Origin of the sequence: Sphingomonas sp. JC676, assembly GCF_014489075.1 — a bacterium.
Taxonomy (GTDB): Bacteria; Pseudomonadota; Alphaproteobacteria; order Sphingomonadales; family Sphingomonadaceae; genus Sphingomonas.
The window spans coordinates 1,053,300-1,071,780 of record NZ_JACTGR010000001.1; the positions used below are offsets into that span (position 1 = coordinate 1,053,300).

The 18,481-nt window shown below is 64.9% G+C and carries 23 protein-coding genes and 1 tRNA gene; 7 read left to right on the plus strand and 17 right to left on the minus strand.

The genetic code is table 11. The annotated features are described in order from the left end of the window. Nucleotides 1-113: 113 nt before the first annotated feature. From hfq to IAG41_RS04975, 3 genes are read left to right on the plus strand one after another with little or no spacing between them, the layout of a single operon-like run. Nucleotides 114-605, plus strand: a complete 492-nt coding sequence (hfq, locus tag IAG41_RS04965; RefSeq protein ID WP_187727427.1) for an RNA chaperone Hfq — start codon at nt 114-116, stop codon at nt 603-605. A gap of 9 nt (nt 606-614) precedes the next feature. Beyond that, nucleotides 615-1,907 (plus strand): GTPase HflX, encoded by a 1,293-nt coding sequence (hflX, locus tag IAG41_RS04970; RefSeq protein ID WP_187727428.1) that lies wholly within the window; start codon nt 615-617, stop codon nt 1,905-1,907. A gap of 49 nt (nt 1,908-1,956) precedes the next feature. After that, nucleotides 1,957-3,009: an MBL fold metallo-hydrolase gene (locus IAG41_RS04975; RefSeq protein ID WP_187727429.1), complete on the plus strand. Its 1,053-nt coding sequence runs from the start codon at nt 1,957-1,959 to the stop codon at nt 3,007-3,009. Between the two features lie 3 nt (nt 3,010-3,012). Here the strand turns inward: IAG41_RS04975 and IAG41_RS04980 are convergent, their stop codons facing one another. From IAG41_RS04980 to IAG41_RS05035, 12 genes are all read right to left on the minus strand, one after another. Beyond that, nucleotides 3,013-3,423, minus strand: coding sequence for a hypothetical protein (locus IAG41_RS04980; protein WP_187727430.1), 411 nt, complete (start codon nt 3,421-3,423; stop codon nt 3,013-3,015). Between the two features lie 102 nt (nt 3,424-3,525). Then, nucleotides 3,526-4,278: a nucleoside triphosphate pyrophosphohydrolase gene (gene mazG / locus IAG41_RS04985; protein ID WP_187727431.1), complete on the minus strand. Its 753-nt coding sequence runs from the start codon at nt 4,276-4,278 to the stop codon at nt 3,526-3,528. 34 nt (nt 4,279-4,312) lie between these two features. Beyond that, on the minus strand, nt 4,313-5,053 hold the full coding sequence (locus tag IAG41_RS04990) for a TIGR02281 family clan AA aspartic protease (protein ID WP_187727432.1): 741 nt from the start codon (nt 5,051-5,053) through the stop codon (nt 4,313-4,315). Further along, nucleotides 5,050-5,817, minus strand: a complete 768-nt coding sequence (locus tag IAG41_RS04995) for an MBL fold metallo-hydrolase (RefSeq protein ID WP_187727433.1) — start codon at nt 5,815-5,817, stop codon at nt 5,050-5,052. The genes IAG41_RS04990 and IAG41_RS04995 overlap by 4 nt, the downstream gene beginning before the upstream one ends. A gap of 124 nt (nt 5,818-5,941) precedes the next feature. After that, nucleotides 5,942-6,721 carry a TatD family hydrolase gene (locus tag IAG41_RS05000; protein ID WP_187727434.1) on the minus strand — a complete coding sequence of 260 codons (780 nt, stop codon included), beginning with the start codon at nt 6,719-6,721 and terminating at the stop codon, nt 5,942-5,944. 10 nt (nt 6,722-6,731) lie between these two features. Continuing rightward, nucleotides 6,732-8,231, minus strand: coding sequence for a methionine--tRNA ligase (metG, locus tag IAG41_RS05005; protein WP_187727435.1), 1,500 nt, complete (start codon nt 8,229-8,231; stop codon nt 6,732-6,734). 42 nt (nt 8,232-8,273) lie between these two features. After that, the gene (locus tag IAG41_RS05010; RefSeq protein WP_187727436.1) at nt 8,274-8,567 is read right to left on the minus strand and encodes a hypothetical protein; all 294 of its coding nucleotides are present in this window, start codon (nt 8,565-8,567) and stop codon (nt 8,274-8,276) included. A 62-nt stretch (nt 8,568-8,629) separates the two neighbouring features. Next, nucleotides 8,630-9,607 (minus strand): DNA polymerase III subunit delta', encoded by a 978-nt coding sequence (locus IAG41_RS05015; protein WP_187727437.1) that lies wholly within the window; start codon nt 9,605-9,607, stop codon nt 8,630-8,632. 43 nt (nt 9,608-9,650) lie between these two features. Beyond that, nucleotides 9,651-10,814 carry a D-alanyl-D-alanine carboxypeptidase family protein gene (locus IAG41_RS05020; protein WP_187727438.1) on the minus strand — a complete coding sequence of 388 codons (1,164 nt, stop codon included), beginning with the start codon at nt 10,812-10,814 and terminating at the stop codon, nt 9,651-9,653. Between the two features lie 28 nt (nt 10,815-10,842). Then, a complete protein-coding gene (locus IAG41_RS05025) occupies nt 10,843-11,766 on the minus strand; it encodes an SPOR domain-containing protein (RefSeq protein ID WP_262408450.1) in 924 nt (307 codons plus the stop codon). Then, complete coding sequence (locus tag IAG41_RS05030; RefSeq protein WP_262408520.1) at nt 11,750-12,760, minus strand: lytic transglycosylase domain-containing protein; 1,011 nt, start codon at nt 12,758-12,760, stop codon at nt 11,750-11,752. The genes IAG41_RS05025 and IAG41_RS05030 overlap by 17 nt, the downstream gene beginning before the upstream one ends. Before the next feature lie 186 nt (nt 12,761-12,946). Then, the gene (locus tag IAG41_RS05035) at nt 12,947-13,480 is read right to left on the minus strand and encodes an FxDxF family PEP-CTERM protein (RefSeq protein WP_187727440.1); all 534 of its coding nucleotides are present in this window, start codon (nt 13,478-13,480) and stop codon (nt 12,947-12,949) included. 368 nt (nt 13,481-13,848) lie between these two features. On the opposite strand from IAG41_RS05035, the gene IAG41_RS05040 reads away from it, so the two are divergent. The 4 genes from IAG41_RS05040 (at nt 13,849) to IAG41_RS05055 (ending at nt 15,321) form a co-directional block, all read left to right on the plus strand. Further along, nucleotides 13,849-13,938: transfer RNA gene (locus tag IAG41_RS05040), tRNA-Ser, on the plus strand. Between the two features lie 206 nt (nt 13,939-14,144). Then, on the plus strand, nt 14,145-14,570 hold the full coding sequence (locus IAG41_RS05045) for a DoxX family protein (RefSeq protein ID WP_222950470.1): 426 nt from the start codon (nt 14,145-14,147) through the stop codon (nt 14,568-14,570). Between the two features lie 10 nt (nt 14,571-14,580). Then, nucleotides 14,581-14,793, plus strand: a complete 213-nt coding sequence (locus IAG41_RS05050) for a hypothetical protein (protein WP_187727442.1) — start codon at nt 14,581-14,583, stop codon at nt 14,791-14,793. A 384-nt stretch (nt 14,794-15,177) separates the two neighbouring features. Then, nucleotides 15,178-15,321, plus strand: a complete 144-nt coding sequence (locus IAG41_RS05055; RefSeq protein ID WP_187727443.1) for a hypothetical protein — start codon at nt 15,178-15,180, stop codon at nt 15,319-15,321. Between the two features lie 153 nt (nt 15,322-15,474). Here IAG41_RS05055 and IAG41_RS23110 read toward each other — a convergent pair whose 3' ends face one another. From IAG41_RS23110 to IAG41_RS05080, 5 genes are all read right to left on the minus strand, one after another. After that, nucleotides 15,475-16,263 (minus strand): PEPxxWA-CTERM sorting domain-containing protein, encoded by a 789-nt coding sequence (locus IAG41_RS23110; protein WP_262408451.1) that lies wholly within the window; start codon nt 16,261-16,263, stop codon nt 15,475-15,477. 583 nt (nt 16,264-16,846) lie between these two features. Continuing rightward, on the minus strand, nt 16,847-17,425 hold the full coding sequence (locus IAG41_RS05065) for a hypothetical protein (RefSeq protein ID WP_187727444.1): 579 nt from the start codon (nt 17,423-17,425) through the stop codon (nt 16,847-16,849). Nucleotides 17,426-17,513: 88 nt separating this feature from the next. Then, nucleotides 17,514-17,828: a PilZ domain-containing protein gene (locus tag IAG41_RS05070; protein ID WP_187727445.1), complete on the minus strand. Its 315-nt coding sequence runs from the start codon at nt 17,826-17,828 to the stop codon at nt 17,514-17,516. A 126-nt stretch (nt 17,829-17,954) separates the two neighbouring features. Next, nucleotides 17,955-18,185 (minus strand): 50S ribosomal protein L31, encoded by a 231-nt coding sequence (gene rpmE, locus IAG41_RS05075; RefSeq protein WP_187727446.1) that lies wholly within the window; start codon nt 18,183-18,185, stop codon nt 17,955-17,957. 79 nt (nt 18,186-18,264) lie between these two features. Next, the gene (locus tag IAG41_RS05080) at nt 18,265-18,480 is read right to left on the minus strand and encodes a hypothetical protein (protein ID WP_187727447.1); all 216 of its coding nucleotides are present in this window, start codon (nt 18,478-18,480) and stop codon (nt 18,265-18,267) included. Between the last annotated feature and the right edge of the window lies 1 nt (nt 18,481).

The window sequence follows — 18,481 nt, forward strand, 5'->3', positions numbered from 1 at the left end:
CGCGCGCTAAACCCTTAAAACGCGCGCTGCACGCCGAGGTGGCGTGCAGCCTCCGACGCCGGGAACCGGCGCGACGCGGGACAGGATCCCGCCAAGAATAGAAGGACCATAGCATGGCAGAGAAGCAGACCTCGCTTCAGGATCTTTTCCTCAATTCGCTGCGTCGCTCCAAGGTCCCTGTGACCATGTTCCTGGTCAAGGGTGTCAAGCTTCAGGGCATCGTCACCTGGTTCGACAATTTCTCGGTGCTGCTGCGCCGCGATGGCCAGTCGCAGCTCATCTACAAGCATGCGATCTCAACGATCATGCCGGCGGGCCCGGTCGATCTCTCCGCGCTCCTCGAAGCGGCGGGAGAATATCAGCACAAGAATCCGGTATTGCAGGAAATCTTCCTCAACGCCGTGCGCAAGGCGCAGGAAAATGTGACGATGTTCCTGGTCAACGGCGTGATGCTCCAGGGCAATATCGCCGCGTTCGACCTGTTCTGCATGCTGCTCCAGCGCGAAGGCATGGCACAGCTCGTCTACAAGCACGCCGTCTCGACGATCCAGCCCGCACACCCGCTGAACCTCGCCGAGGAAACCAACGGTTCCGACGCAGATTGATGTGATTTTATGAGCACCGGTTTCGAGCGCGACCCCGACGAATTCGCTCGCGGGGCAAGGGCGCTCGTCGTCTATCCGGACATGGGCGCAAGCTCGCGCGATCCCGAAGCGCGGCTGGAGGAGACGGCTGGCCTGGCCGCAGCGATCGGCGTCGAGGTTCGTGAGAAGATCGCGGTGAAGCTCCGCCAGCCAAAGCCAGGCACGCTGATCGGCTCGGGGCAGGTCGAGGCGCTGGCCGAGACGGTGCGCGACGAGGACCTCCAGCTGGCGGTGTTCGACGCAGCGCTGACTCCGGTGCAGCAGCGCAACCTCGAGACCGCGCTCGGCTGCAAGGTGATCGATCGTACCGGGCTTATCCTGGAGATATTCGGCGAGCGCGCACGCACTGCGGAAGGCCGGCTTCAGGTCGAGCTGGCGCATCTCGATTACCAGGCAGGCCGGCTGGTGCGCAGCTGGACCCACCTTGAGCGGCAGCGCGGCGGCTTCGGCTTCCTCGGCGGCCCGGGTGAAACCCAGATCGAGGCCGACCGCCGGCTGATCCGCGACCGCATGGCCCGGCTGCGCAAGGAGCTCGACCAGGTCAGCCGCACGCGCACGCTGCACCGCGACCGACGCCAGCGCGCGCCATGGCCGGTAATCGCGCTGGTCGGCTATACCAACGCCGGAAAGTCCACGCTTTTCAATCGCCTGACCGGCGCTGACGTCATGGCGGAGAATCTGCTCTTCGCGACGCTCGATCCGACCCTCCGCCAGATCCAGCTGCCGGGAATCGACAAGGCGATTCTGTCCGACACGGTGGGTTTCGTCTCAGACCTGCCGACCCAGCTCGTCGCGGCGTTCAAGGCGACGCTGGAGGAGGTCGTGTCGGCCGACCTGCTCATCCATGTCCGCGATATCGCGCATCCCGACAGCGAAGCGCAGCGCGCCGACGTCGAGAAGGTGCTGGGCGAAATCGGCGTGGCGCCCGAGACCCCACGCTTCGAGGCTTGGAACAAGCTCGACCTGCTCGACGACGACCACCGCGCCGCGCTGCTGGATGATGCCGCCAAGCGCGAGGACGTCATGCCGATCTCCGCAGTGACCGGGGAAGGGGTGGATGCCTTGATCGACACCGTTGCGGCACGACTCACCCACGGGCATCGCCGCTACACGATCGAGCTGGATGCAGGGGACGGCGCGGGTGCTGCCTGGCTGCACCAGCATGGCGAAGTGCTGGAACAGTCGGTCGAGGACGACCGCGCGGTCTACGAGGTACGGATGGCGCCACGTGACTTCGAGCGGTTCGAGATGCGTAACTCCTGAGCGGGTCGTGCTAGAGTAGAGAACATCGCGACAAGCCCTGGGGGTGGAGATGTTCTTCCAGCAGATATCGGACGGCGGCTGCCAATCCTATGTCGTGGGATGCGAAGCAACCTGCAGCGCGGTGATCATCGATCCGGCGCTCGACCAGGCGGACCGCTATGTCGGGATCGCAAATCGCGAAGGCCTGCGGGTCCGCTACATCATCGAGACGCATACCCATGCGGACCATTTCTCGGCAGCGCAGCAGCTTCGCGAACGGCTCGGCGCGCTGATTGTCATGCACCGCGACAGCAGCGCGCCCTATGTCGACATGCGCGTCGAGGACGGGCATCTGATTGCTGTCGGCGATCTGCGCTTCCGCGTGCTGCATACGCCTGGCCACACCCGCGATTCGATGTCGGTGCAGGTGGAGGACCGCGTCTTCACCGGCGACGCGCTGCTGATCGGCGGGACCGGGCGGACCGACCTTCCGACCGGCGATCCAGACCAGCTCTACGACAGCCTGTTCGGCAAGCTGCTGCGCATCGATCCCGAGACCAAGGTCTTTCCCGCGCACGATTATAAGGGCCAGGGTAGCACGACGATCGGGGCCGAGCTCGCCGCCAACCCGAGGCTGCAGAAGACCAATCGCGCCGAATTTGTCGAGATGATGCGCAACCTCAACCTATCGGCGCCGACGCATTTGACCGAGGCGCTGCGCACCAACATGACCGGCGGCAAGACGGTGCGCCAGCTGCTTGCGGAAGCCGCGGCAGGGACGCCCTTCATGTCTTTGAGCGAACTGGCGGAAAGGATTGGTGAACGGCGCAACGATTTCGTGGTGCTCGACGTGCGCGAGCGCGACGCCTATGCGCGCGGGCATATTCCGGGTGCCCGCCATCTGGCGCGAGGTCAGCTCGAGATGAAGGTCGATGAGAATTTTCCCGATCCGACGCTGGAGATCCTGACCGTCTGCGAGTTCGGCAAAATATCCACCCTGGCGGCGGCTACCTTGCGTCAGCTCGGTTTCCGGCGCGCGGTGGCGCTGGACGGGGGGATGAAATCGTGGCGCGACGCGGGGCACTCGCTCGACAGCGGCGAGGATCCGGCGCTGCTGATCTGAGGGTCAGGCCTGCGTCGGATAGTCCCAGACATCGGGTGGCAGCTTGTCCTTGAGCGTTGCATACATGGCGTCGCGGAACAGTTTCACCGCTGGAAATGGTCGAAGGGCAATAGTGCGCTCCACTATCAGCCCCTGCTCGTTATCCACGATGATCTCCAGGCTCTCGATCTTGTGGCCGTCCATGGTTCCCTCCCAGCGTAGGAAGGTGGTCCGCTCATCGATCTTGTATTCGGCCGTGTAGGTACCGGAACCGCGTGTGGAGCTCGACTGGGCAAAAATCGCCGCGATCGCTTCACGCCCCTGGATCGACCGCGCAAGGATCGGGCTGTTGAACACGACGTTTTCGGCAAGCAACACGCTCACCTGGGCCGGCGTAGCGCTGCCGGATTCCCGCAATTTGCGTAACGGATGCATGGTGATTTCTCTAATAAAGCGTCACAGGCAGTGACTTAGGTGCTTTCATATCCGACGAGCAGCCCGGCGGAATGAGAGTCTACCTTTCATTTGTGAACGCCCTTAGCTGCGCTCTTTTACCGTACGCCAAAGTATTTCCTGTTCGTCGAGACTGCGCTCAGCGAATTGGCCATCTGCGGCCTCCATCGCCTTGAAACGGCTCTCGAACTTGGCGTTAGCCGCCCGCAGTGCGGCCTCGGGATCGACGCCCAGCTTGCGCGCCCAATTGACCACCGCGAAGAGCAGATCGCCGACTTCCTCTTCGCGGTGCTCGGGCGTCTCCGCCGCCTCGACTTCGGCCAGCTCCTCGTCGATCTTGGCGCGGGCGCCACTGGGATCGGGCCAGTCGAAGCCGGTGCGCGCGGCGCGCTTCTGGAGCTTTTCGGCGCGGAGCAGGGCGGGGAGGCCGAGCGCCACGCCATCCAGCGCGCCCGTATTCCCGGCCTTGGCACCCCGCTCTGCGGCCTTGATTTGTTCCCACAGGTGATGCCCGCCCTCGGTGGCGCCCAGGAAGATGTGCGGGTGGCGGCGCTCCATCTTGTCGCTGATCGAGGCCGCGACGTCGGACAGGTCAAACAGGCCGGCTTCCTCGGCCATGCGGCTGTGGAAGATGACCTGGAGCAGCAGGTCGCCGAGCTCGTCCTTGAGATCGGCCATGTCGCCGCGCTGGATCGCGTCGGCGACCTCATAGGCTTCCTCGATCGTGTAAGGCGCGATCGTCTCGAAGGTCTGGACGGTATCCCATTCGCAGCCGGTCTTCGGATCGCGGAGGCGCTCCATGATACGAACCAGACGCTCGATGTTTGCGAAAGTCATGCGGAGGGGGTTTCCATCAGGACGATAATATACATTATGTAAAATCATCCTCAGTATCGGGGTTTCGGGGTTCGGCGCCCTCTCTCCCCGTGGATGGGTCCTTTCGAGCGCCTGGACGGCCGTTCGGGCTGGCTCCCGCCGGATCGGTGGTCGCGTCGCTGCCGTCGTCGTCGGCCTGGGCCTTGGGCTCGAGGATCAGGACATTGCCTTCGACGCGCCAGCTGTGCAGCCGCGACAGGAAGTTCATGCCGAGTACGTCGAGATCGCCGAAGCTCTCCGCGACGACAACGCCGAGATCCTGGGTCTTGAGCGGCCCGACGGCGAGCTCGTCGATCGTGCCGCGGCGCGCCGCGACCGATCCATTCGCGGTCTCGATGATTGCAGGCAAACCATCATGGACGCTGATGTTTGCAGCCTGTGCCGTGCGATCCGATATCGCGGTAATCGTCGCACCGCTGTCGACCAGCATCCGCCGCTCGACACCGTTCAGCGTGACGCGTGCCCAGAAATGGCCGTCCGGGCTCATCCGGATGCGCACCGTCTTGCCCTGGACCTGCTGATCGTCGAGCCCCAGGCTCGCGCTCGCCGCCGCGAATACCGCGCCGATCCGGCCCCGGTGCGCGACGGCAACAACGGTGACCAATATGATCACCGCCCAGATCGCGATCGACCGCGCGACGAAGCCGAACGACATGCGCCGCACCGACAGCGCGCTGACCACCAATACCATCGCGCCGACCAGCCATATCAGGTTGACGCTGTCGCTCGAGTTCATGCCGTCATCTCCAGGCCGTCATAGCCCGGCTCGACCCCCGCGGGCAGTTCCGCCACCAGCCTCGCATAATCCATGCTGTTGTCCATATGAACCAGCGTGGAACGCCGCGGCGCCAGCTCCCCTATCCAGCCCAGCACCGAATCAAGATTGGGGTGCGTGGGATGCGGCGCACGGCGCAGCGCATCGACTACCCAGAGATCGAGTCCCTGGTAGAGCGCGCGCATCTCGTTCGTCATCTCGTGGAAGTCTGTAGCATAACCAATTGATTTTCCGTTACATTCAAAACGGAGACCGGCAGAGGTTATGCCGCCGTGCGGCTGATCGACGACGCGGACCTGGATGTCGCCGATCCGGAAGCTGTCGGGCATCTCCTCGAGTGCGACGGTCGCGCGATAACCGGTGCGGCCGTAAAAGGCATAGGCGAAGCGCAGCTGGAGCTGCTCCATCGCGAACGGCCGCGCGAGCCCCCGCACCGGATCGCCTTGCCGGACGTGCATCACCTGGCGGAGATCGTCGAGGCCGTGGCAATGATCGGCATGATCGTGGGTCCACAACACCGCGTCGAAATTGCTGACGCCGGCGGCAAGCAGCTGCTCGCGCATGTCCGGGCTGGTATCGACCAGGATCCTGGTCGTCGCGCTGCTGACGAGCACCGAGGCGCGCAGGCGACGGTTACGCGGCTCGGAGGGGTCGCAATCGCCCCAGTCATTGCCGATCCGCGGTACGCCCGACGAGGTGCCGGAGCCGAGAATGCGGATCTTCATCGCTTTGCTGTGCCGTCATCCCGGCGAAAGCCGGGACCCAGAGCCAAAAACGGTGTCGCCTGTGACCCTGGGCCCCGGCTTTTGCCGGGGTGACGATCGGCGGTGGGGCGACGGGTGGAAAGCTTCACGCAACTGTCTTCGAAAAGAGCGTGTGGAAATTCTGCCTGGTCGCTTCCGCCAACTCGTCCGGATCCTGCCCGCGCAGGCCGGCGAGGAAGCGACAGGTATCGGCGACGAAGGCTGGCTCGCCCGTCTTCCCGCGATGCGGGACCGGGGCGAGGAAGGGGGCATCGGTCTCGATCAGCAGGCGATCGAGCGGGAGTCGGGCTGCAGTCCCCTGGAGCGCCAGGGCATTCTTGAAGGTCACGATGCCCGAGATCGAGATGTAGAAGCCAAGATCGAGCGCGATATCGGCGAATTCGTCGCTGGCGGTGAAGCAGTGGATCACGCCGGGAAAGGCGCCCTTCCCCATCTCGTCGCGCAGGATCTCGGCGGTGTCGGCCTCGGCATCGCGGGTATGGACGATGATCGGCAGCTGGGTCTCGCGCGAGGCCGCCAGATGCGCGCGGAAGCTGGCGCGCTGGCGGTCGCGGTCCGAATGATCATAGTAAAAGTCGAGCCCGCTCTCACCGATGCCGACGACGCGCGGATGGCGGGCGCGATCGACCAGCTTGGCGGTGTCGACATGTTCGTGGGTGTCGGCCTCGTGCGGATGGATGCCGACGCTGGCCCAGACGTCGCTCTCGCGCTCGGCGACCTGAATGACGTCACCCCATTCGCTTTCGCGGGTCGAGATGTTGAGCATCGCCACCACGCCGGCGTCGCGCGCGCGGGCAAGCACCTCGGGCTGCTGCTCGCCCAGGCCCTTGTAGATCAGATGGCAATGGCTGTCGGCCAGTCTCACGCTGCTTCCCTCACGCTTCTTCCTTCAACTCCAGTCGAGGAAAGATGGGGGTCGGCGGGGCGATGCGGAAGTCCGCGGCGCCTTCCGGGCCGAGCTGCTCGAGCAATTTTACCGCCGAACTTGGCACAACCGGCTGGATCGTGACCGCGAGTTGGCGGATCGCCTTGAGCAAGGTGCCGAGCACGGCGTGCATCCGCTCGGGATCGGTCTTGCGGAGCGCCCAGGGCGCCTGGACGTCGATATACTGGTTGCAGGCGAAGACGCCGGCCATCCAGCTCTCCAGGCCCTGGCTGAGCGCCAGGTCGCCGAATGAAGTGGCGAAACCCTCGCACGCGGTGTCAACTTCGGCGAGCAGAACATCGTCGGCCGCGTCCGCCCTTCCCGCTTCGACCACACCATCGAGATTCTTCGCGATGAAGGCGAGCGTGCGCTGGGCGAGATTGCCAAAGCTGTTCGAGAGATCGGCATTGGCGCGGGTGACGATCGCCTCGTCGCTGAAGGTACCGTCATTGCCGAAACTGACGTCACGCAGCAGGAAATAGCGCAGCGCATCGACGCCGTAGAGCTTGGCCAGCGCCATCGGATCGACGACGTTGCCGACCGACTTGGACATCTTCTCCCCGCGATTGAGCAGGAAGCCGTGGCCGAACACTTGCTTAGGCAGCGCGATCTTCGCGGACATCAAGAAGGCAGGCCAATAGACCGCGTGGAAGCGGACAATATCCTTGCCGATCAGGTGGAGATCGGCGGGCCAGTAGCGCGCGAAGCGTTCGGGATCGTTCGGATAGCCGGCGCCGGTGATGTAGTTGGTCAGCGCATCGACCCAGACATACATGACGTGCCCCGGCGAGCCCGGCACCGGCACGCCCCAATCGAAGCTGGTGCGCGACACCGACAGATCGACCAGCCCGCCCTCGACGAAGCGCATCACTTCGTTGCGGCGCGATTCCGGGCGGATGAAATCAGGCTGCTCGGCGTAGAGATCGAGCAGCGGCTGCTGGTATTTGGAGAGCTTGAAGAACCAGGTTTCCTCGGCGGTCCATTCGACCGGCGTGCCCTGGGGCGAGAGCTTGATGCCCCCTTCCCCGTCGGTAAGTTCCTTCTCTTCATAGAACGCCTCGTCGCGCACCGAATACCAGCCCTCGTAGCGATCAAGATACAGGTCGCCGGCATCGGCTATCGCCTGCCAAATCGCCTGGCTGGCGGCATAATGCTCGGGTTCGGAGGTACGGATAAAGCGATCGCACGAAATATGGAGTTCTTCGGCCATTTCGCTGAAATAGGACGACATTTCGTCTGCGAGTTCAGACGCGGTCATGTCGCGCGCGCGCGCGGTCTGGACCATCTTGAGGCCATGCTCGTCGGTGCCGGTCTGGAAGAAGACGTCGCGGCCCTGCTGGCGCTGGAAGCGCGCGATCGCGTCGGCGGCGATCATCTCATAGGCATGGCCGATATGCGGGCGGCCATTGGGATAGTGGATCGCGGTGGTGATGTAATAGGGTTCGGCCATGCGGCGGCTTTAGGGCGCGGCGCTGGGGACGGCAACCGCAGCTCAATCGAAGAGTTGGGCCGTTAGCGAGCGCCGGGGCTTCCTGGACTCCGCATCCGCCGCAAGGGCGCGCCTCACCGCTTCGACGACCTCGCGATCGATCGCCTCGCGCTTCATTGGCGGGAGCTTCTCATACCCCGCCTCGCCGACGCCGTGCTTCTCCAGCACCTGATCGCGCGCACGCTCCGCCGGCGTTTCGTCGGCGATCTTCCTGAAGGCGTCGAGTGCGGAAAAGAAGTCCGAGACATTGCCGGCGGACCGGATAGCAGTGGCTCCGGCAATACTGGCGACGTGCATTTGCGCTTCTTCCGAACGGGGGAGGCATATTTGCGCGGCAAAACGCTAAGGCGCGGTCAACCCTACCGCGCCAGTCGCGCGATCAGGCCGCTCATCTCGAAGACCGTCGCCCCCGCGTCCAGCGACAGGCCGATCGCGGCGCTGCCGAGCTCGCGGGCGGCGGTGTAGGCGTCGAGCGCGGTGCGGAGCGCCTCGCCGCTCAGATTGCGTGCGCGTTCGGCGATGAAGGTGGGCGCGCGCTCGAGGAACGCCTCGTAGCGCGGCTGGGCGGCCTTGGCGCCGAGCAGCTTGGCGAGGCGACTGCGGATCGCATTGTCGGGGTCACCGCCATTCGCCAGCCGGGCCATGTCGACTTCGAGCGCGGCGATGTCGAGGCCGGCAAAGCCCAAGGCGCGGCCGGGCGAGCCCTCTCCCGCCCGCACCAGCGCGTCAATCTCCGCCGCGCTGGCCTGAGGCAGTTCCTCGCGCAGCACGGAGGCGACTTCGTTCGGCGGCAGCGCCTCAAAGCGTAGCAGGCGGCAGCGCGAGCGAATCGTGGGAAGCAGCCGGCCGGGGGCGTGGCTGACCAGCAGGAAAATTGTGCCGGCGGGCGGCTCCTCGAGATTCTTGAGCAACGCATTGGCGCCGCCGCGCTCGAGATCGTCGATCGCATCGATGATGACAACGCGGCGCGAGGACAAGGAGGGTTTGGTGGCGAAGAGCGGCTGGAGGCTGCGGACCTGCGCGATCGTGATCGAGCGGGCGAGTGCCTCGTCGGGCTTTTCGGGATCCTTGGGGAGACGCTGGAGCACGCGGAAATCGGGGTGCGAGCCGGCCTGAGCGAGATGCCAGGTACGGCTGGCCTCGGGTGTGTCCCAGCCAGGGCGAAGCTTTTCCGGTTCGGCGGCCTCGGCGAGCATACGCAACGCGGCCATGCGGGCGAAACGGCCCTTCCCCACGCCTTCGGGCCCGGCGATCAGCCAGGCATGGTGCAGCGAACCGCTTGCCATCGCGGCGGCAAGCGCCTCGCGGGCGGGGATGTTGCCGATCAGATCCGCCAATGCTTCGCCCCCGCCCTGCTCCGCCACCTAGGCGGAAAAGAGATTATGCCCCGAACAGCGACCAGAAGCCCAGCCAGGCGCGGCGGAAGAAACCGGCCTGGCCGACATCCTTCTCGGCGACCAGAGGCAGCATCTGCGCGGGCATGCCGGGCGATTCGATCACCAGGTCGGCGATATGGTCGCCCGCCTTGAAGCCCGCCTTGACCGGGCCCTGATAGACAATCTTGCCCTGCATCGCAGGTGTGGTGCCCGCGGGGATGGTGACGCTGAGGTCGCGCGGGGCGATGACGCCGACTTCGCTCGCATCGCCGCCCTGGACCGCGACCTCGCCGACCTTGCGGCCCTTCGAGACGATCGGCCGGGCCTTCCAGGCGCCGAAGCCCCAGTTCATGAAGCGAATGCTTTCGGCAGCGCGGCCGTTATAGGTGTCGAGCCCGGCGACGACCATGACGAGGCGGCGACCACCCTGCTCGGCCGAGCCGGTGAAGCCATAACCGGCCTCGTCGGTATGGCCGGTCTTGAGGCCATCGGCGCCCTGGACATGGCCCAGCAGCGGATCGCGATTGGACTGGCTGATGTCGGCGCCCGCGCCCAGCGTCTTGCCCCAGGTGAAATTCGGCAGCGAGTAGTACTGCTTGTACAGGTCGGGGAAGTTGCGGATCGTCGCGGCGGCGAGATGGGCGAGGTCACGCGCGGTGACATAGGTGCGCCCTTCGTCGGGCCAGCCGTTCGAATTGCCGAAATTGCTGTTGGTGAGGCCGAGCTTCTTGGCCTGCTCATTCATGAGGTTGGCAAAGCCTTCCTCATTGCCAGCGATGCCCTCGGCCAGCACGACGCAGGCGTCATTGCCGGAGAGCGTGACGATGCCCTTCAAGAGATCGGAGACAGTCGGCTTCTCGCCGACGGCGAGGAACATGGTCGAACCCTGCGAATGCCACTTCTTCCAGGTCTCGGGCATCACCTCGATCTGCTTGTCGAGCTTGAGCTCACCCTTCTTGATCAGGTCGAAGGCAACGTAGACCGTCATCATCTTCGCCATCGAGGCGGGCGGGATGCGGCGATCGGCGTCCTTCTCGTACAGCACCGCGCCCGAGGAGAGATCCTCCATGTAGGCGATCGGCGCGGGCGTATCGAACGTCGGGTTCGCGGCGGTGAGCGGCGTGGCGACGGCCAGCGCCAGCAAGGAAACGGCAGCGAACTTCTTCATGATCCAGGTCCCGACGCGGTGTGTACCCTCACCGGACCGTGAATATGCGCGCATCCCCATATCCTGCCCGGGCGGCCCTGCCCCGCGCCGCCTGGGCTTCGCCGGCGGTGGCGAAGGGTCCGAGCTGGACGCGGTAAAGCCCGCCCCCTGCCTTTACGAACCCGCCCATGGATTGGGCAAGCGCTTGTGCGCGTCCGGCGGCAGAAAGTGCGGCAACCTGAACAAAATAGCGGCCCGCGGCGGCCGGGCGGGCCGGCGGTGCGGCGCGCGGCGGCGCCGGACGGCGTGGGGTGACGGGTGGGCGCGTTGTGGGCGGAGGGCCTGCCTCCGCCTGATCAATGGCCGGTGGCGCGCTTAGGCGCTTGCGCAGCGCATTGAGCAGCACGGGCGGCGCGTCGGCGCGCGCGTCGGCGGCGCGGCCCGAGCGGAGCGCGACTTGGTCCTGCGGTGACGCCATGACGGCGCGGACGCGGACGGGCATGGCGCCGGGCTTGTCATAGCCGAGCTGGCGCGCGGCGCCGGGCGAGAGATCGATCGCATGGCCCGAGCTGCCGGTGCCGGTGATCACGACCAGGATCGTGCGGCCATTGTCGAGCGAGGTGACCTCGACATAGGAATTTGCGGGCAGGCTCGGATGGACCGCGGCCACCGCATCGTCGCGCGGGCCGCCGCCGGCGACGCTGCGGACCCCGGCATAGCCGACCTCGTCATAGCGGCGCTCGCCGGGTGCGGGCTGGGACGAACCGCGCGGGCCGGTGGCGCCGATCGTGGGATCGCCGGCCATCGGCGGGGCATCCTGCGGCGTGTCATAGGTGGCACCGGGCCCGGGAGGCGGCGCATCGGGCGCGGCCTGCGACGCGGCGGTTTCGGGGCCGTAATCGGCATGTCCTCCCCCGCCGCATCCGGCGAGGAGGAGAAGGCTGGCAGCGGCTAGGCTAGTTTTCGACTTCATCGGCAAGCAGACCTACCGACAAAGCGTAAAAATTCGAGCAATTATAATCGAGGATCACGCGGTAGTTGCCGGTGAGCAGATAGGCGGTCTTTCCGGGTCCGTCCGGCTCGAGCAAGGTCGCCTGGACATTGTCGCCCGGCCAGGCGCGCCGGAGCGGCACGATCCCGAGCGCGCGCCACTCCGCCATCGTCTTCCAGCGACTGTGCCGGTCATGGACGCGCGGGCATCTGGGACTGGACGTGCGGCTGGCGATCGCGGCGCGGTTGAGATCCGCGGGCACGCTCACCGCAAAGCCCCAGGGCTGGCCGGCGCGCCAGCCGGCATTGGTGAAATAATTGGCGATCGAGGCGAGCGTGTCCGCCTCGCTGTTCCAGATATCGACCCTGCCGTCGCCGTCGCCGTCGCGCGCGAGGCGGAGATAGACCGAGGGGAGGAATTGCGGGCCGCCAAACGCCCCTGCCCAGCTGCCGACCAGCCGCTCGCGGGGTACGCCGCGGTCGATCATCTTGAGCGTGGCGATGAATTCCATCGAGAACAGGTCACGCCGCCGCCCCTCATAAGCGAGCGTGGCGAGCGCGCGGGGCAGGTCGAAGCCTCCCATGACCTTGCCGTAGCTGGTCTCGTGGCCCCAGATCGCGACCATGATCGATTCGGGCACGCCGGTCTCGCGCTCGATCGCGGCGAGACTCGGACGCTCGCGCTGATAGGCGGCGCGGCCCTGCGCGATGAGCGCGGCACTCAGGTGCTGGCGGCGATAGGGCTCGAAGGCCGGGATCGGCGCGTTCGGCCGGGTCTCGGGCTGCTGCCGGTCGAGCTCGATCACGCGGGGATTCAGGGTGAGCGTGGGGATCACCGCGTCGACGGTGCGACGCGTCACGCCCTGCGCCAGCGCCTGGCGGCCGAGCGTATCGAGATAAGCCTGGAAGCCGGTTTCATCCTGCGCAACCGCCGGGGCACCTGCCGGCGCCGCCACGATCACCGCGCCTGCCAGCATCGCCACGTTACTGAGTACCCAATGCAAACCCCGCATCGGCATTTTGTGGCACAGCCGGGGCGCGGCATGAAGCCCCGTCTCCGGCTTTCACGACGAAATTGCGTCGGATCGACAGCTTGGGCAGGCGGACAAGAAAAAACGCCGGCACCCCAAGGGCACCGGCGTCGATTTTCGATGCGTACTGACTCAGGCGGCCGAGTAGGACACCTTGACCTGTGCACGGCGACGCAGCGCCATGCCGGCGAAGCCGAAGCCGCCGATCAGCATCGCCCAGGCGGCGGGCTCGGGAACCGGGGCGAACACGCCCTGGCCGCCATACGAACCATTGCCGCGCGAGATGCCCTTGATCTCGATCGAATTCAGCGCGCCGCCGATGATCGGAACCGAATTGGCGAACACGACTTCGTTCATCGCCCCGGTGATGCCGGTCAGCTGGACGCCGTTGAAATAGACCGTGGTGAAGTCGAGGTCATCGATGCCGTGGAAGCGAACCGCGCTGGTCGTAAGCGAACCGCTGGCGGTGCCGTTCTGCGGCAGCGTGAACTGATAGATGTGCCAGAACATGCCCGACACGATGCCCGACTGGCCGAAGTTGGCCGAGATCGTGCCACCGGGACCGAACGAGATGTTCATGTCAGCCGGGCCGAAATAGGTCTGAGCATGGGCCGGACTTACGGCAAGCGCCATGGCGGCGCCCGCAATCGCGAAAAACTTACGCATCGATTTTCCCCTCGTTCCACCCTTTAGGGGGTGTTCTGACTTCTATTGGAAACATACGCCTCCCCCGCCCGATCGACAACGGCAAATTAATCGAATTTTAGTCATAAATTCCGGTAGTTCCTTTTTGGGACGTGTTTTGGGGCGCCATTTTTCGTGGAATTGCCACAGCCGGTGCAAGCAACCGCCTGAAACTATTGATCGAGATCAAGTATAATGAGGCCACGCACCGCACGGAGAGTGCATCCGGACTGGACGAACATTTGCGAGGTTCGACGAGTCGTTTTCAGGCCGCGCCCAGTCGCAGCCAGGCTGCAAATTCCCGATCGCCCGGTTGATCCGCCCGCGCGCAGGCGATAGCGGGGGCGTGCGGAGAGGTGGCCGAGTGGTTTAAGGCAGCGGTCTTGAAAACCGCCGTGGGTGCAAGCTCACCGTGGGTTCGAATCCCACCCTCTCCGCCATTTCCTACTCAAAGCCGCGGCGGCTATGCCAGTGTGGCAAACGTGATGGCTGAAGAGCCGTATGAGCGAGTTCGATAGCTTATGGCGGCTTCGCGCCCATTGCGGACATTCCCCGAGTGGAGTTAGTCCGGTGGCAGCGCGCGAGCGCGAGCGGGGGACGGAAGATGAATGCACGGGGGAGCAGTGTGCCGGCGCCCGAAAGAGCGGTGCTGCTGATCCGTCTGTTGCTGGGATCGCTCTTTATCGCGCATCTTTATTGGAAGTTCGTGATCCTTGCGGGCGGGGTGGAGGCCTGGTGGGGAAACCTGCGCAGGGCTGGATATCCGGCTTTCGTGCCTGCTTACGTGCTTTCCGCGGAGCTTGCCGGTGCCCTGCTCCTGATCCCGGGCGTCCTGACCAGGTACGTCGCCCTTTATGCAATGCCGATGATGTTGGGAGCGGCCCACTTCTGGATGCTGCGCAACGGCTTCTTCTTCACCAAGGCTGGAGCCGAACTGCCGCTCGTTTGGTTGGCGCTTCTCGCCGTTCAGGCCGTTGCCGGGGATGGCCCCTTCGCGGCGGTCCGTTCCCCGGATCCGCGTCGCGTGCTGGCAGGGTTGCGGCGTCGCGGCTCCGCTGCCGCTCACACCTGAGTCCGCTGCCGTGCCTTCTCAGCACACCTTCATACTGGGCCTCGCAGCTGTCTCGCTTGCGACACCGGCTTTCGGCCAAGGTCGGTTCAGGCCCCTGTTCGATGGCAAAAATCTCGACGGCTGGACGCAGTTTGGCGACGCCAACCGGACGGTGAGGGACGGCGCGATCTGCATCACGGCCACGACCGCCTACGAGGTCAACATCTTCGACACCCGGGCCTGATCCCGACTACGGCACCGGGGCCATCGTCGATGTGGCCAAGGTCTTCCCGATGCCCAAAGCGGGGGCGGTGGAACGTCATGAACATCCGCGCGGCGACGTCTTCTCTGTCGAGTTGAACGGTCGGAAGACGGTCGATTCCGCCCGGGACACTGCGCATTCCGACGGCCCTATCGCGCTGCAATATGGCGCCGGCGTTGTGAGGTTCCAGAGCATAGGGATACGGACCGCGTGAACCGCTTGGCACCGGAACTCTGAAGCCGGAAGAGCATCCGCTGTCGACCCACTGCCGCGGATGCCTGATCTATTGCCCCCAGGTCACATAGAGGCGGGCCCTCGCCGGAACGTCGCCGCACCGCGGTTCGTTTGATCCGCAGGAGAACCAATATGCGTATCATGAAAACGATAGTTGCCCTGGCGCTTGCGGGCGCCGTGTTGAGCGGCTGCTATCAGAACGGCCGGCCCGGGCACGCGAGCGACCATCACGGACATGGCCATCACCACGACCGGGACCATGATCACCGAGACTGAAACTGACCGGTCCCTTGCCGCTTGCCAGCGCCCCCGTCTGACGCCTTCGCTGACCAGGCATGATCGTCGAGGACAAATAGGCCGAACAACAGAAAGGCCCGGCGCTATCGCCGAGCCTTTCCGGGGAATTACCAGGAACCCCTGACCAACTGGTCAGGCGAAGCTGACAGCCGTCCTGCGGCGGCGCATCGCGGCACCGGCCAGGCCGAAGCCGCCGATCAGCATTGCCCATGCTGAAGGCTCGGGAACGCCCCCTGGCGGCGTGACCGCACCGAAGCCGTCGAGATAGACATAGCCAGCATGGCCGGTCGGCTGACAATCGGAACCAAGCACCGATAGCAGGAAGTTGTGACCGGAAAGGCTAGCATCGATCGCCAGCTGCTCGATCTGCCACAGCGGCGTGTAGTAATAATTGTTCGACGATAGCGTGAAGCGCGGATCGACGCCGCTGCCACCCGAGGCCGCATTGTACTGGCGATGGATCAACTCGATGCCCGTGGTCAGATCGGTGAGCGTGATCAGCATCGTCGCCGCATCGTTGGTACCGTGTGCACCCTCGAGCACGGCTTTCCATGCGAAGAAGATATTGGCGTCGGTGTAGTTATTGACTTGCTGAGACACCACCGACGCATAGCCGCCGAATGTAGTGTCCTCGACGCGATAGGAGTGTTGGCCACTATACACGGTCGTTCCGATAACCGAGCCGACATTGGGATCGACATACGCTGTCGAGATCACGGCTGAGCGCCCTCCGGGCAGGGTGAAGAGTGTCGGCGACAATGCTGCGTTGGTGTAGCCGGCGCGATAACCCCCAGTTTCAGTCCAGCCGGTGGCCGAACCGTCTTCGAACCCGCCATTGATGAAACCCTGGGCCTGGACGGCGGTCGGAAGGACCGCGGTCAGCGCACAGGCACAAGACATCCCCAAGATATAGTTCTTCATTTGAAAGGTGCTCCCATAATCGATGGCAAACGGCGTTGAGCCTGTATGCCATGTCAATATTTGTCGTAGTTATGGTGCGCCCGACCGTCACAAAGGTTAACCATCTTCTATGGCCAAGCAATTGCGATTAAGGGTTAGGACGTCGTACCGGTACTCTGTGCATTTCGCTCGATACTTCGTATCATCGATGCGGGGAGCCTCGGTCGAACGATAGGGAAAATTCATTAAATCCCGTCGGATATGGACGTTACCGCCGATACCAGGCCGACCCCAGCCGTGCCCGCGCTTCGCGCGCTCCCCCGATGTCACCCATCCCCGCAAGACACGCGGCGAATGGTGGAGGCGCACTGCGCGGACAAGGACCCGGCCAAGGCGGGTCGTGTTTTCCGCAGGAGGTCGCAGAGGGAGGTCTCGACCTGCGCGGTGATAGCTAGAACGCGGTGCCGATCGTTCTGCCGGCCGCCAGCGAAACTGGTCTCGGCCAGGTTGTCACCCCAAACTGCCGCAGCGCCCGCCGGCATGCCCACCAAGACAGGTTCGAGACGCGGATATAGAGGCCCGGCGTACGGTGCGCCGGTTGGTCCTAGCGGGTGACCCCGGCCTTCCACATCGCGCCCGCGACTCCGCCGCCCACGCTGAGCGGGGGGCTGTCGTTGCTGCCGTCGATGCGGAAGACGAGCATCGTATCCAGCGCCGAGCGCGGCGGCCCTACCCTGCGGTGATCAGCCAGCGTATCGCCGACGGCGTAACGCGCGCCGGCACGGGCGGTGACTTCCGGGAATTTGTCGGTAAGCCGCCATGCCGGCTGCGGCCGCGGCTCGGTCAGGGCGAAGGGCGAAACAGCGGTGGTTTCCGGCCGCGCATAATCGGTCGCCGTCAAATGCCGGGCTGCCGCTGGCGCGCCGAGATCATATACCGCGGGGGCGGCGCGATCGCGCCGCGGCAGATCGAAGGTGCTGACCTTATGGACATTTGCCGACGCTGAGGTGCTTTCGGCGGCCGGAAGGGTCCGTAGCGGAATCGGACGGACCGGAATGGCGCGCACGGGGATGGTTCGATGCGGAATGGCTCTGAGGCCGGGAGGAGCGACGCTCCGCTCACCCGCGAAGGCGGGAATGGACGAACTGCAGGCGACCGCGCAGATAAATATCGTTTTCAACATCACCGTTCCCCAACCAGTGAAGCAATGATCATGCCGTATTACGCCCCGTGGCGCAACGTGAATGATGTCGGCCTGGCGCGGCGCACACTCATTGTGCCGTGAGTGTCTGCATGGCCTTGGCGCTAAGCTGTTTCCGGAACTCGACGCCGGCCTCGTAATTACGTACCCAGACGACGGTGGCGGCGCAGCGACCGATACCCGGCAACGCAAGCCAGATCAGCGCGCCGCGCTCGAGTTCCGAATAGGTCTGGAGGCGGGCGCCGCTAGTCGAATAGTCGAGGACACGACAAACCGCGCGGCCGGCGCCGGCGATGGCGAGTTCCGCTTCGAGCATGGTGGATGCGCGCGGTTCGCGGCGGCGGCGGCCATGGCCGTCTACCGTTTCGAACTCCGCTGCGAACATCGTGCCTTCTCCTGTAAGTGTTGGAGAAAGGCTAACATCCTGTGACTAATGGCGAGTTAAACGCCGGAGCGGGAAATACGGAGGCGCGGAGACGGCCCTGCAGGCCGCCCCCGCCCCCTCACAGGATTACTTCTTGCCGAGCGAGAGGCCGCCAAAACGCTTGTTGAAGCGCGCGACCTGGCCACCCTGGTCGAGCATCTGGCCGCGGCCGCCGATCCAGGCGGGGTGCGCCAGCGGATCGATCTCGAGCTGCATCAGATCGCCTTCCTTGCCCCAGGTGGAGCGCGTCTCGTAGGTCGAGCCGTCGGTCATCTGCACCTTGATCATGTGGTAATCGGGGTGAGTGTTCTTCTTCACGTCGAATTCCTTGGAGATGCCACTGGTTACCGACCAGCAGCGGACGGGCGCGCCTAGCAGAGACGCGCCCCAGGCGCAACTAGGTGCGGACCCGCCACCAGCGACGCAGCGCGACAAGCGCCCAGATCGCCTCCACCACGCCGAACGGCCACGCGCCCTGGAGGAAGCCATAAGCCGATCCGAGCAGACATGCGCCGGCAAAGGCGAGGATCCACCAGTGCGAACGGCTCTCCAGCGCGTAAGTGACCAGCATGGACGTTACCGCGAACAGACCGAACCAGGTCAGCGTGTCCATT

Excerpts from the sequence above, each read along its gene's own strand:
- hfq (WP_187727427.1), top strand. The coding sequence starts at position 114 with ATGGCAGAGAAGCAGACCTCGCTTCAGGATCTTTTCCTCAATTCGCTG.
- hflX (WP_187727428.1), top strand. The coding sequence starts at position 615 with ATGAGCACCGGTTTCGAGCGCGACCCCGACGAATTCGCTCGCGGGGCA.
- IAG41_RS04975 (WP_187727429.1), top strand. The coding sequence starts at position 1,957 with ATGTTCTTCCAGCAGATATCGGACGGCGGCTGCCAATCCTATGTCGTG.
- IAG41_RS04980 (WP_187727430.1), bottom strand. The coding sequence starts at position 3,423 with ATGCATCCGTTACGCAAATTGCGGGAATCCGGCAGCGCTACGCCGGCC.
- mazG (WP_187727431.1), bottom strand. The coding sequence starts at position 4,278 with ATGACTTTCGCAAACATCGAGCGTCTGGTTCGTATCATGGAGCGCCTC.
- IAG41_RS04990 (WP_187727432.1), bottom strand. The coding sequence starts at position 5,053 with ATGAACTCGAGCGACAGCGTCAACCTGATATGGCTGGTCGGCGCGATG.
- IAG41_RS04995 (WP_187727433.1), bottom strand. The coding sequence starts at position 5,817 with ATGAAGATCCGCATTCTCGGCTCCGGCACCTCGTCGGGCGTACCGCGG.
- metG (WP_187727435.1), bottom strand. The coding sequence starts at position 8,231 with ATGGCCGAACCCTATTACATCACCACCGCGATCCACTATCCCAATGGC.
- IAG41_RS05010 (WP_187727436.1), bottom strand. The coding sequence starts at position 8,567 with ATGCACGTCGCCAGTATTGCCGGAGCCACTGCTATCCGGTCCGCCGGC.
- IAG41_RS05020 (WP_187727438.1), bottom strand. The coding sequence starts at position 10,814 with ATGAAGAAGTTCGCTGCCGTTTCCTTGCTGGCGCTGGCCGTCGCCACG.
- IAG41_RS05025 (WP_262408450.1), bottom strand. The coding sequence starts at position 11,766 with ATGAAGTCGAAAACTAGCCTAGCCGCTGCCAGCCTTCTCCTCCTCGCC.
- IAG41_RS05030 (WP_262408520.1), bottom strand. The coding sequence starts at position 12,760 with ATGCTGGCAGGCGCGGTGATCGTGGCGGCGCCGGCAGGTGCCCCGGCG.
- IAG41_RS05035 (WP_187727440.1), bottom strand. The coding sequence starts at position 13,480 with ATGCGTAAGTTTTTCGCGATTGCGGGCGCCGCCATGGCGCTTGCCGTA.
- IAG41_RS05055 (WP_187727443.1), top strand. The coding sequence starts at position 15,178 with ATGCGTATCATGAAAACGATAGTTGCCCTGGCGCTTGCGGGCGCCGTG.
- IAG41_RS23110 (WP_262408451.1), bottom strand. The coding sequence starts at position 16,263 with ATGAAGAACTATATCTTGGGGATGTCTTGTGCCTGTGCGCTGACCGCG.
- IAG41_RS05065 (WP_187727444.1), bottom strand. The coding sequence starts at position 17,425 with ATGTTGAAAACGATATTTATCTGCGCGGTCGCCTGCAGTTCGTCCATT.
- IAG41_RS05070 (WP_187727445.1), bottom strand. The coding sequence starts at position 17,828 with ATGTTCGCAGCGGAGTTCGAAACGGTAGACGGCCATGGCCGCCGCCGC.
- IAG41_RS05080 (WP_187727447.1), bottom strand. The coding sequence starts at position 18,480 with ATGGACACGCTGACCTGGTTCGGTCTGTTCGCGGTAACGTCCATGCTG.